The sequence below is a fragment of the Actinomycetospora lemnae genome (genome assembly GCF_028737315.1).
In the GTDB taxonomy this organism is placed as follows: Bacteria; Actinomycetota; Actinomycetes; order Mycobacteriales; family Pseudonocardiaceae; genus Actinomycetospora; species Actinomycetospora lemnae.
Genome location: NZ_JAQZAO010000006.1, coordinates 184267 through 196333, shown reverse-complemented (window position 1 = coordinate 196333; position 12067 = coordinate 184267). Strand labels below are relative to the sequence as shown.

Sequence of the window (12067 nt, the reverse complement as noted above, 5' to 3'; positions counted from 1 at the left end):
CTGCCTAGCGTCGTCTCCCCGGAAGCGTCACCGACGTCCGGAGGACACATGACCGCAGCCGCAGACCGGAGCCCCGACACCGCGGCTGGCCTCGACGAGTACACCGAGGCCGATGTTCATCAGGAGTTCGGCGAGAACCCGAACGAGGTCAGGGACACGAACCACTATCACGAGGAGTACGTGAAGGGGTTCGTGGACAAGTGGGACGACTACATCGGGTGGGAGGGTCGCGCCGCCAGCGAGGGGTCGTTCTTCATCGACCAGCTCAGTGCCCGCGGCGTCGAGAAGGTCCTCGACGTCGCCACCGGCACGGGGTTCAACTCCGTCCAGCTCCTCAAGGCCGGTTTCGAGACGGTCTCCGCCGACGGCAGTGCGGAGATGCTCGCCAAGGCCTTCGAGAACGGCCGTCAGCACGGGCACGTCCTGCGGGTGGTCCAGGCCGACTGGCGCTGGCTGAACCGAGACGTCCACGGCGAGTACGACGCCATCATCTGCCTGGGCAACTCGTTCACGCACCTGTTCAACGAGCGTGACCGGCGCAAGGCGCTGGCCGAGTTCTACGCGATGCTCAAGCACGACGGCGTGCTGATCCTCGACCAGCGCAACTACGACGAGATCCTCGACCACGGTTTCTCGTCGAAGCACAAGTACTTCTACTGCGGTGACACGGTGACCGCGGAGCCCGAGTACATCGACGACGGGCTCGCCCGTTTCCGGTACACGTTCCACGACGACGGTTCCGTGTACCACCTCAACATGTTCCCGCTGCGCAAGGACTACGTGCGCCGGCTCATGCGCGAGGTCGGGTTCCAGAAGATCGACACGTACGGCGACTTCCAGGAGACCTACGGGACCGAGAGCCCCGACTTCTGGATCCACGTCGCGGAGAAGACCTACCGACCGGACGACGAATTGAGCGAGAGCTACTCGACGGCGGTCCACACCGCCCGCGACTACTACAACTCGACCGACGCCGACACCTTCTACCACGAGGTCTGGGGCGGCGAGGACATCCACGTCGGCCTCTACGACACCCCCGACGAGGCCATCGCGCCGGCCTCGCAGCGGACCGTGGAGCGCATGGCCGAGGGCATGGGCATCACCGCCGAGACCCGCGTGCTCGACATGGGCGCCGGCTACGGCGGCTCGGCCCGCTGGCTCGCGAAGCAGTACGGCTGCCGCGTGACGTGCCTGAACCTCTCCGAGGTCGAGAACGAGCGCAATCGCGAGAAGAACCGCGCGCAGGGCCTCGACCACCTCGTCGACGTCGTCGACGGGTCGTTCGAGAACATGCCGGTGCAGGACAACTACTACGACCTCGTGTGGTCGCAGGACGCGTTCCTGCACTCCGGTGAGCGCGCCGCCGTGGTCCAGGAGATCGACCGCGTGCTCAAGCCGACCGGGCAGGTGGTGTTCACCGACCCGATGGCCGACGACGCCGCCGACGTCTCGGCGCTCTCGCCGATCCTCGCGCGCCTGCACCTCGACACGCTCGGCTCCCCGGGCTTCTACCGCGACGAGTTCGCGAAGCACGGGTTCGGCGACTTCGTCTTCGAGGACCACACCCACCAGCTCACGACCCACTACGGGCGCGTGCTGGCGGAGCTCGAGGCCGCGGAGCCGAAGTTCAAGGGCGCGATCTCCGACGAGTACATCGCGAACATGAAGACGGGCCTGCGGAACTGGGTGAACGGCGGCCGGAGCGGCCAGCTCGCCTGGGGCATCTTCCGCATCAAGCGCTGACGCGCACGCACCGACGGCCGAGGGCCGGGCGGGGACCCACACGTCCCTGCCCGGCCCTTCGCCGTCTTCCGGAGGGGGTTCCCGGAGGGGGGTTCACGGCGCACGGGGTGTTGCCAGCCTGGCGTCCACGCCGGCGTTCAACGCCAGCAAATCCCCCCGCTCGCGTCGCCCGCGACGTCGTCGAGCGCCCCGGCCAGCGCGTCCGCGACGGCCTCGCGACGCTCGGGGTCGCGGCGCAGGGACCGCGACAGCTCGAGGTGCACGAAGGCCGCGCCGGCCTCCGCCGCGGCGCGCCCCTGCACGTTGCGCCGCCCGAGGAGGTCCGCCCACCGCGGGTCGTCGTCCTCGCCGACCCGCTCCCCGGCGGTCGTCAGCCGCGCCCGCACGGCGTCGAGCAGCGTGCCCGCCGGCGCCGCCCCCGGTGAGAGCACGACGTCGACGTCGCCCCGGTCCGCGAACCCGTGCAGCTGGATCTGCGCCAGGCCCCGCGACGCGAGCCCCGCAGCCACGCGGGAGAACGGCGCGTCGTCCCGGGCGGCGACGTCGGCGGGGAAGTCGGCGCGGTCGCCCGCGTCCGCCGGTGCCCCCGCGCCGCGGTGCGCGCACGCCTGGAGGTAGAGCGCCCCGGGCCGGCGGTCGGCGAGCGCCAGGCCGACGTGCTCGGTGTCGAGGTCGGCGTTGGGGTGCGGGACCTCGACCACCGCGCCCGGCGCCACCCCGCACCGCAGCGCGACCACCAGCCACGCCCGCTCCGCGCCCGGGTCGGACGCGAGCAGCAGCCGCCCGCCGTCCTCCGTCGCCGCGAGACCCAGCGACGCCCCGACCTCGCGCGCCGCCGCCGCGTCCCCGCGCCCGAGGGCCTCGGCCAGCACGGCGAGCGACGCGGCCTCGTCCGCGCCCGGCGGGCGGTAGGGCCCGCGGCGGCGCATCTCCGGGACGAGGCGGGCGACCAGCCGCGTCAGCTCCGTCCCGCCCACCGCCGCGACTCTGCCAGCTGGTGGATTTCCTGGCGTCCAGTGCCAGCGTGGACGCCACGCTGACACGGCTCCGGGTCCAGGCGAGCCCCTCAGCGCGCGGGGTGCGGCGGACCCCAGACCGGGCGCTCCTCGGCCACGGGCGTGCCGGGCACGGGCGCGCGGCGGATCGGGGCGCGGCGCGGAGGCCCGCCGACGGTCCCGGTCACGGCCTCGCCCGGTCCCCCGCCGACGACCGGCAGTGGCGGCTCGGAGACAACCGCCCCCGGCGGCACGGGAGCGGCCGGTTCGGAGGACGCCGGCCGCACCCGCGGCGAGAGGCGGATCAGCGACGTCGGCCGCCGCACCAGCCCCGGCACCCCCGCCCAGGCGGTCGGCGCCACCGGCGAGCCGGGCAGGACCGTGGTGCTCGGGAGGGGCTCGACGGCGGCGGGCGCCGCGAGCGTCGCCGTCACGACCTCGGGCACTGCGGCCACCGGCCACGGCGTCCGGCGCCGGGGCGCGGACGCGAGCCGGCGGCGGGCCCGGCGACCACGCGGCGGGACGCTCGGGCCGGCGTCGTCGATGCGGGCGTGACGGCCGTTCGGCGCTGACGACATTGCGCCGGGGGGTATCGCCGGTGCTGCCATGTGGGCCAGTGTGAACACCCGTACGGCCTGATCTGGACCGGGGGACGAGCCCTGAGCCGTCGGTGTGGTGGACCCGCTCCGCACCGATGACCCCCCGGAGCAGAGGATGGCGACACCAGCCGACGGAGGTGACACGCATCCCGCATGGAGCAACGCCTTCGTCACCCTGGACGCCGGAGATCCCGGGTCGACGTCGACCCCCCGCAGCCGCTGCCCGCCGACCAGGGAAGCTGAGGCCCATGACGTCCTCGTCGTCGTCGCCCACCCTCCGCACCGACGAGCCGACCTTCGCCGAATCCGCCCGACTGCAGGCGCGGCTGCACGACCTCGTCCCCGGCGGCGCGCACACCTACGCGCGCGGGTCCGACCAGTACCCCGAGTACATGACGCCGGTCCTCGAGCACGGTCGCGGCGCCCGGGTGTGGGACGTGGACGGCAACGAGTACGTCGAGTACGGCATGGGCCTGCGGGCGGTCACCCTCGGTCACGGCTACGCGCCCGTCAGCGAGGCCGTGCGCGCGGTGCTCGACCGCGGGATGAGCTTCTCGCGCCCGACCCGGCTCGAGGTGGACGCCGCCGAGGACTTCCTGTCCCTGGTCTCGGGCGCCGACATGGTCAAGTTCGCCAAGAACGGGTCGGACGCGACGACGGCGGCACTCAAGCTCGCCCGCGCGGCGACGGGGCGCGACATGGTCGCCGTCGCCGACCAGCCGTTCTTCTCCACCGACGACTGGTTCATGGGCACGACCCCGATGAGCGCCGGCGTCCCCGAGACCGTCAGGACGGCCACGGTCGGGTTCGCCTACAACGACCTCGCCTCGCTGCAGGCGCTGTTCGACGCGCACCCCGGCCGCCTCGCGGCGGTGTTCCTCGAGGCCGCCACCACGCTGCAGGACCCGGCGCCCGGCTTCCTCGAGGGCGTCCGCGAGCTGTGCACCGCGCACGGCACCGTGCTCGTCTTCGACGAGATGATCACGGGGTTCCGGTGGTCGGCGCACGGCGCCCAGGCCGTCTACGGCGTGACGCCGGACCTGTCGACCTGGGGCAAGGCCATGGGCAACGGCTTCCCCGTCTCGGCCCTCGCGGGGCGCCGGGACCTGATGGAGCTCGGCGGACTGCGCACCGACGCCGAGCGCGTCTTCCTGCTCTCGACCACGCACGGCCCCGAGACGGTCGGCCTCACGGCGTTCCGCGCCGTCGTCGAGGCCTACCGCCGCGACGACCCGGTGGCCACCATGCGCCGCCAGGGCACCAAGCTCGCCGAGGCGTGCAACGAGGTCGTCGCCGCGGCCGGGCTCGACGAGTTCGTCGACGTCGTCGGCCACCCCGCGTGCCTCGTGTTCCGCACCCGCGACGCCGACGGCCGGGCCTCGCAGGCGATGCGCACGATCTTCCTCGCCGAGCTGCTGCGTCGCGGGGTGCTGGGGCAATCCTTCGTCGTCTCCGCGGCGCACACCGACGCCGACGTCGAGCACACCGTCGCGGCCGTCGCCGGCGCGCTGCCCACCTACGAGAAGGCGCTCACCGACGGCCCCGAGGCCGTGCTCGAGGGCCGCCCCGTCGCCCCGACCCTGCGCGCCACGTCCGCGCCCCGCCGCCTGCGCTGACGCACGCGGCGACGGGGCGGAGACGATCCGCGACGGGACCCGCGACAGGGATCAGACCGGGACGGCCACGCCGTCGTAGGCCGCCGCGAGCTCCTCGGGCATCGGCGCGAGGTCCGAGGCGCGGTGGAAGTCGCGCAGCGTCGTGCCCGTGCAGCGGGAGTCGACGTTGACCGACCCGCGCCCGGCGGCGACGTCGTCGATGTCGACGACCCGGAAGTCGATGGAGAACCGGGTGCGCCCGGAGGTGTTGGGCACCGACGAGTGCAGCTGGTTGCCCGAGAACACCATCATCCCGCCGACCTCGGGCACGACCCGCACCTGCGGGTCGAGCTCGACGGGCTCCTCCGGCGTCGGCTGGTCGCGGGTGTCCCGGCCGATGTGCTTCGCGGCGTCCTGACGGCTCGTCCTGTTCCACTCGGCGTAGTCGTAGCGGTACGAGCCGTTGGCGATCCCCTGCGTCATGTACTTGGGGTGGAACGCCATGACGTTGTCGCTGGTCACCGGGTAGACGGGCATCCACCAGTTGGTCTGGCACATCGGCGCCGAGTACCAGGTGTCGCGGTGCGGGTGGAAGGCGAACGCGATGCCGGTGGTCAGGTAGTCGTCGGACGTCGACGTGCGCAGGCGCGGCACGTCGAAGTAGGTGCGGTCCAGGTCGCAGCCGCGCTCCGACAGGACGGCCGGCAGCAGCTCCTTGCACCGCGGGTGGTGGATGAACCGCGGCTTGAGCTCCGCGAGCAGCGCCGCGAAGTCGTGGACGTCCATCGCGTACTGCGCGAGCTGGGGGTCGAGATCGCCGAACGCCTCCTCCACGAGCTCCCGGGTGAACTCGACGAGGGCGAGCGTGCTCGGGCTCGCGCCGTAGACCATGACGTCGCCGCGGTAGAGGTGCTCGCGGCGGGTGGCGTCGTCGAACGACGGGTTCGAGAGCACGTTGGTCACAGACATACCTCCCTGGGGCCTACCGGCGCGTCCCCCCTGCCCGCGGGCGCGACCCACGTGGACATCGCCGGTCCGGCGGCAACGTACCGGTGACGTCGATCTCGGAACGCACCGCGTTACCCCGGAGGATCACGCTGCTGTGGTAACCGCAAAAACCGGACGAGTCGCCCGCGGACGTCGCCGCGGAGCACTCCGTGACCGGACGGCGGGCGCGTCATCGCCCCGCACCACCCCTTAACCTCGGCCCGGACGCACACCGAGGGGGACGACGGCATGGCGGCGCGCTGGCTCGTGACGGGCGGGGCGGGGTACATCGGCGGGCACACCGTCCGGGCCCTGCGCGCGCGGGGCGACGCGGTGGTGGTGCTCGACGACCTGTCGACCGGCCTCGACGAGCGCCTCGACGACGACGTCCCGCTGGTGCGCGCGAGCGTGCTGGACACCGACGTCATCGCGGCGACGCTCGCCGAGCACCGGCTCGACGGCGTCATGCACTTCGCCGCCCGCAAGAGCGTGCCCGAGTCGGTGGAGCGTCCGCTGCACTACTGGCACGAGAACGTCGAGGGCCTGCGCAGCGTCCTCGACGCCTGCGCGCGCGCCGGCGTCGAGCGCTTCGTCTACTCCTCGAGCGCCGCGGTCTACGGGGCGACGACGGGCGCCGCGGTGACCGAGGACTCCCCCACCGTGCCGGTGAACCCGTACGGCACGACGAAGCTCGCCGGCGAGTGGCTGCTCGCCGACGTCCACCGCGCCACCGGCCTGCGCTACGTGGCGCTGCGCTACTTCAACGTCGCCGGGGCCCGCGACCCGCGCCTCGCCGACCGCGGGCAGGCGAACCTCGTCCCGATCGCGCTCGAGGCCGTCGCCCGGGGCGAGGCGCCGACGGTCTTCGGCACCGACTACGACACGCCCGACGGCAGCTGCGTGCGCGACTTCGTCCACGTCGACGACCTCGCCGACGCCCACGTCGCCGCGACCGCCCTGCTCGACGGCCCGTGCGCCGAGACGCTCAACGTCGGCGTCGGCCGGGGCTTCTCGGTGCTCGAGGTGATGGCGACGGTGGCGCGCGTCGTCGACCGCCCCGTCGAGCCCGCCGTCGTCGCGCGCCGCCCCGGCGACCCGGCCGCGGTCGTCGCCGACGTCACCCGCATCGGCGAGCGGCTCGGCTGGCGCGCCCGCCACGACCTCGACGACATCGTCGCCTCGGCCTGGGAGGCCCTGCTCAGCCGGTCGGCGTCAGCGTCCTGACGACGCGCCGGGCCATCCCGGTGCCCTTCCGGGCGACCTTGCCGAACAGCTCGGCCACGCCGGTGAGCGGCGTCAGCACCACGCGGTGCATCGCGAACGGTGGCTCCTGCGGCCCGACGAGCCCCGGACGGGTGGTCACCGCGGCCCGGTAGCCCGCGGCGCGCGCGAGCTCCATCGTCTGCTGGTCGTAGTCGCCGGCGTTCCCGTTCGGGTAGGCCAGCAGGTCCACCGTCTGCCCCAGCCCCTCCTCCAGCGCCGTCCTCGACGCCTCGAGCTCGTGGCGCTGGGTGGCGGCGTCCTCGCGAGCGAGGATCGGGTGGGTGACCGTGTGCGACCCGATCCCGTGACCCGTCGCCGCGAGGGCCCTCGCGCCGGCCCAGTCGAGGAACATCGGCGGGCGCTCGGGGGCCGGCGGGGCGATCCGCTCGGCGATGCGGGACACCGCCTCGACGCGCGTGGCGCGGTCGACGAGCTTGAGCTCGTCCTTCAGCGCGTCCTGGGCCGCGCGCCGGGCGACCGGCGTCGACAGGTCGTGCGTGCGGCCCGCCCACTCCAGCGAGGTCGCGGTGCAGCGGTCGAACGCGTCGGCGAGCTCCTCCCACCAGGCGCCGATGCGGCCGGAGAGGATGTCCGAGACGAGGAAGAAGGTGCCGTGCAGGCCGCGGCGGTCGAGCGCGGGGACGGCGGCGTCGAGCCAGTCGGCGTAGCCGTCGTCGAAGGTCAGGGCCACCGCGCGCGGCGGCAGCGAGCCGCCGGCGGCCAGGGTGTCGACGGCCTCCGAGAGCGGCACGACGGTGCCGAGCCGGTCGATCGCCGCGAGCTGGCGCTCGAAGCCGCGGCGCCCGGCGCCCGGGGCGGCGGGGTAGAACGGCGTCGGGTCGATGTTGTGCCAGCCGAGCACGAGGAGTCGTCGACTCATGGCACCCGACGGTATCGGCCCGGTCGGGGTGCTCCTCGACGTGGTGGAGATCCTGGCGATGAACGCCGGCGTGGACGCCAGGCTGAACAGCCGCTCAGCGCGAGCGCGTCCCGGGCATGCGGGCGAGGACCGGCCCGGCGAGGTCGCGCAGGCGGGCGCGCAGCTCGGGCGAGAGGCCGTCGGTGGCGCGCCGGACGCCCGCGTCGGCCTGGGCGAGCAGGCGGGTGGGGTCGAGCGCGCCGGCGACGACGAGGGTCTCGACCGCGCGCTCGTCGGTGGCGAAGCGGGCCTTGTAGGTCTCGTCGCCGAGGAGCAGGTCGTACTCGTCGGCGCCCTCCTCGATGGCCTCGCGGACGGTGTGGGCCATGAGCACCAGGCCGACGCTCTTCTCCGCCCACGCGGGGTCGAAGCCGGCCTGGAAGTACGCGTACCGCCCGCCGATGCGCCACCCGTACAGCGCCGCCACCGCGGTCCCGTCGATCTCCAGGAACGACATGCGCAGCCACCCCCGCCCGAGCGCCGCGGCGGCGAAGTCCTCGTGGAAGGCGCGCACGGTGGGGCTCGTGATCGTCGACCCGCCCTCGCGCTCGTCCCACCGCAGGGCGTGCAGCCGGAAGAACTCGCCGACGTCGCCGACGACCTCGCCGGGCGACGACGTCGCGCGCACCTTGGCGCCCAGGCCGTCGACCAGCGCCCGCTCCTTGCGCCGCACCTGCTGGCGGAAGTTGCGGCTGCGGGCGCCGAGGAACGTGTCCCACGTGTGCCCGGTCAGCGGGACGTAGGGCATGACGCCGCCGCGCAGCCGCGTCGCGGCGACCCGCCCGCGCAGGCCCTCGCCCAGCGCCGGGATCCACGCCGCGCCGGCGTCGACGTTGTGCAGCACCACGGCCTCGCGGCCCAGCGCCCCCGCGGCCGCCCGCGCGACCTCGGCCTCGCGGCCCGCCGCGGCGACCGGGGCGAAGCGGTCGCCGACGTTCGCGCCCGCGAAGCGCACGGTGCGCCCGGCTCCCCGGCGCTTCGCGTCCCGGCAGAGCGGCAGCAGCCCCGCGAGCGAGCCGTCGGCGTCGCGCACCCGCACCACGAACGGGGGAGCGTCGGCGCCGTAGTGACGGGCGTAGGCGCCGTACCACTCGGGGGACACGAACGCGTTGCCCGCGGCCTCGGCCAGGGCGCGCCACTCGTCGACCAGCCCGGGCTCGTCGGCGGGATCGGCGAGGACCTCGACGTCACGGCTCACCCGCCCGAGGCTATCGGTCGGGTTTCTCGTCCGTCCGGGGCCAACCTCGCCGCCTCCCGGACGTCCTCCGTATCGGTGAGTGGATCCTCAGCGTCGTGTCCCGGCCGACTGCCCGACGGCGGTGCGGCCGGATGCCGTCGGTACCGTGACCGGGACCCGGCGTGCGGTCCCGCTCCCCATCGACCGCCGCGACCCCGACCCTCCTGCGAGGACTCCCTGCGATGAAGGTCAGTGTCTTCGGTCTCGGCTACGTCGGCACGGTGAGCGCCGCGTGCCTGGCCACGGAGGGCCACGACGTCGTCGGTGTCGACGTCAACCCCGCCAAGCTCGCGATGATCGGCGAGGGCCGTACGCCCGTGGTGGAGGAGCGCATCGGTGACATCGTCACCGAGGTCGTCGCCGCCGGCCGCCTCACCGTCACCGACGACGTGACGGCGGCGATCCACGGGACCGACCTCTCCCTCGTGTGCGTCGGCACGCCGTCCGCGCCCAACGGCAGCCTGGACACCACCTACCTCCAGCGCGCCGCCCGCGAGATCGGCGAGGCGCTGGGCTCCCGCGACCCCGAGGACACCGCCGGCCGGCACACGGTCGTCTTCCGCTCGACGATGCTGCCGGGCACCTGCCTGGGCGTCCTGGTCCCGCTGCTCGAGGAGGCCTCGGGCCTCGTCGCCGGCCAGGACTTCGGCGTGGCGGTCAACCCGGAGTTCCTCCGCGAGGGCTCCAGCGTCAAGGACTTCTACGACCCGCCCAAGACCGTGGTCGGCGAGCTCGACCCGGCCAGCGGCGACGCGGTCCTCTCCCTCTACGCCGGCCTGGGCGCCCCGGAGTTCCGGGTCGAGCCGCCGGTGGCGGAGATGACCAAGTACGTGGACAACACCTTCCACGGGCTCAAGATCGGCTTCGCGAACGAGATCGGGGCGCTGGCCCGCGAGCTCGGCGTCGACTCCCACGACGTCATGGAGATCTTCCTGTCCGACACGAAGCTGAACATCAGCCCGGCCTACCTGCGACCGGGCTTCGCGTTCGGCGGCTCCTGCCTGCCCAAGGACCTGCGGGGCCTGGTGCACGCCGCGCGCCGCCACGACGTGCGCGTGCCGATCCTGGAGAACGTGCTGCCGTCGAACGACGAGCACATCCAGCGCGCGTTCGAGCACGTCGCCGCCACCGGGAAGCGCCGGGTCGGCGTCTTCGGCCTCGCGTTCAAGGGCGGCACCGACGACCTGCGGGAGAGCCCGCTCGTGGAGCTGTGCGAGCGGATGCTCGGCAAGGGCTTCGACCTGCGGATCTACGACCCCGCCGTCGTCGAGTCCGCGCTGCTCGGGGCCAACCGGGCCTTCATCGAGGCCCGCCTCCCGCACCTGCGCGACCTGCTCGTCGACAGCGTCGCCGAGGTCACGGACCACGCCGAGGTCCTGGTCGTGGGGAAGGCGGACGCGGACGTCCGCGCCGCCCTCGCGGACACGGGGCGCAGCGGAGCTGGGCCATCGGATGCACACGGGACCACCGTCCCGGTGATCGACCTCGTCCGGCTGCCCGACGCGGCGTCGCGTCGCCAACAGGAGGGATATGTCGGCCTTGCCTGGTAGAGCCCTGATCATCGTCGAGAACCTCTCGGTCCCCTTCGACCGGCGGGTCTGGCAGGAGTGCCAGACCCTCACCGGGCACGGGTGGGAGGTCGAGGTGATCTGCCCGCAGGGCACGAAGCGGGACACCGAGACCGAGGTCGTCATCGACGGGGTGCGGATCCACCGCTACCCGCTCGAGGCGGCGACCGGGGGGCCCCAGGGCTACCTCAAGGAGTACGGCACCGCCCTCTGGCACACCAACCGGCTGCTCAAGCGCATCCAGAAGCGCGCGCCGGTCGACGTCGTGCACCTGTGCAACCCGCCGGACCTGCTGTTCCTGCCCGCGCTGCGGGCCAAGGCGCGCGGTGCGCGGGTCATCTTCGACCAGCACGACCTCGTCCCCGAGCTCTACCTCTCGCGCTTCCGCGAGAAGAAGGACTCGATGTACTGGGGCATGCGGCTGCTCGAGTGGGCGACCTACCGCACCGCGGACACGGTCATCGCCACCAACGAGAGCTACCGCGCCGTGGCCACCGGCCGCGGGCGGGTGCCCGTCGAGGACACGTTCGTCGTGCGCAGCGCGCCCGCCATCGAGCGCTTCCGCCTCGGCGAGCCCGAGCCGGCGCTGGCGCGGGGCAAGGAGCACCTGCTCTGCTACCTCGGCGTCATGGGCCCCCAGGACGGCGTCGACTACGCGATCCGCGCGCTCGCGCAGCTCGCCGAGCGCCGCGACGACTGGCACGCGGTCTTCATGGGCACCGGCGACGCCTTCGACGACGTCGTCGCCCTGTCGCACGCCTACGGGCTCGACGACCGGGTGACCTTCACCGGCCGCATCTCCGACGAGGAGGTGCTGCGTCACCTGTCCACCGCGTCGGTCTGCCTCGCGCCGGACCCGCGCAACCCGCTCAACGACGTGTCCACCATGAACAAGATCATGGAGTACATGGCGATGGGGCGGCCGGTGGTGTCGTTCGACCTGGTCGAGGCCCGTGTCTCGGCCGGGGAGGCGGCGGTCTACGCCCGCCCCAACGACGTCGGCGAGTTCGCGGGCCTCGTGTCCGAGCTGCTCGACGACCCCCGTCGTCGGCGGGCGATGGGCGAGATCGGCACGGAGCGCGTCTCCGGGCCACTCTCCTGGACGAACTCCGAGAAGGAACTGCTGGCGGCCTACGAGTCGGCCATGCAGGGACGCTGAGG

At 73.6% G+C, this 12067-nt stretch carries 10 protein-coding genes; 5 read left to right on the top strand and 5 right to left on the bottom strand.

What is annotated here, in order from left to right; genetic code table 11:
- Positions 1 to 48: 48 nt before the first annotated feature.
- A complete protein-coding gene (locus PGB27_RS15465; protein ID WP_274201264.1) occupies positions 49 to 1743 on the top strand; it encodes a glycine/sarcosine N-methyltransferase in 1695 nt (564 codons plus the stop codon).
- 137 nt (positions 1744 to 1880) lie between these two features.
- Here the strand turns inward: PGB27_RS15465 and PGB27_RS15460 are convergent, their stop codons facing one another.
- Together PGB27_RS15460 and PGB27_RS15455 are read right to left on the bottom strand one after the other, a co-directional pair.
- Complete coding sequence (locus tag PGB27_RS15460; RefSeq protein WP_274201263.1) at positions 1881 to 2720, bottom strand: hypothetical protein; 840 nt, start codon at positions 2718 to 2720, stop codon at positions 1881 to 1883.
- A gap of 89 nt (positions 2721 to 2809) precedes the next feature.
- Entirely contained in the window at positions 2810 to 3193 is a 384-nt protein-coding gene (locus PGB27_RS15455; RefSeq protein ID WP_274201262.1) for a hypothetical protein, read from the bottom strand.
- Positions 3194 to 3585: 392 nt separating this feature from the next.
- On the opposite strand from PGB27_RS15455, the gene PGB27_RS15450 reads away from it, so the two are divergent.
- The gene (locus tag PGB27_RS15450; protein WP_274201261.1) at positions 3586 to 4953 is read left to right on the top strand and encodes a glutamate-1-semialdehyde 2,1-aminomutase; all 1368 of its coding nucleotides are present in this window, start codon (positions 3586 to 3588) and stop codon (positions 4951 to 4953) included.
- A 51-nt stretch (positions 4954 to 5004) separates the two neighbouring features.
- Here the strand turns inward: PGB27_RS15450 and PGB27_RS15445 are convergent, their stop codons facing one another.
- Positions 5005 to 5895: a phytanoyl-CoA dioxygenase family protein gene (locus tag PGB27_RS15445; protein WP_274201260.1), complete on the bottom strand. Its 891-nt coding sequence runs from the start codon at positions 5893 to 5895 to the stop codon at positions 5005 to 5007.
- A 273-nt stretch (positions 5896 to 6168) separates the two neighbouring features.
- Between PGB27_RS15445 and galE the strand changes: the two genes are divergently transcribed.
- A complete protein-coding gene (gene galE, locus PGB27_RS15440) occupies positions 6169 to 7143 on the top strand; it encodes a UDP-glucose 4-epimerase GalE (RefSeq protein WP_274201259.1) in 975 nt (324 codons plus the stop codon).
- Here the strand turns inward: galE and PGB27_RS15435 are convergent.
- Complete coding sequence (locus tag PGB27_RS15435; RefSeq protein WP_274201258.1) at positions 7118 to 8062, bottom strand: polysaccharide deacetylase family protein; 945 nt, start codon at positions 8060 to 8062, stop codon at positions 7118 to 7120. The two genes, galE and PGB27_RS15435, sit on opposite strands and share 26 nt — an antisense overlap.
- Positions 8063 to 8156: 94 nt before the next feature.
- Complete coding sequence (locus PGB27_RS15430; protein WP_274201257.1) at positions 8157 to 9299, bottom strand: GNAT family N-acetyltransferase; 1143 nt, start codon at positions 9297 to 9299, stop codon at positions 8157 to 8159.
- 221 nt (positions 9300 to 9520) lie between these two features.
- Here PGB27_RS15430 and PGB27_RS15425 point away from each other — a divergent pair, with 221 nt between their 5' ends.
- Together PGB27_RS15425 and PGB27_RS15420 are read left to right on the top strand one after the other, a co-directional pair.
- Positions 9521 to 10888 (top strand): nucleotide sugar dehydrogenase, encoded by a 1368-nt coding sequence (locus tag PGB27_RS15425; RefSeq protein WP_274201256.1) that lies wholly within the window; start codon positions 9521 to 9523, stop codon positions 10886 to 10888.
- On the top strand, positions 10869 to 12065 hold the full coding sequence (locus tag PGB27_RS15420; RefSeq protein ID WP_274201255.1) for a glycosyltransferase family 4 protein: 1197 nt from the start codon (positions 10869 to 10871) through the stop codon (positions 12063 to 12065). The genes PGB27_RS15425 and PGB27_RS15420 overlap by 20 nt, the downstream gene beginning before the upstream one ends.
- Positions 12066 to 12067: the final 2 nt, after the last annotated feature.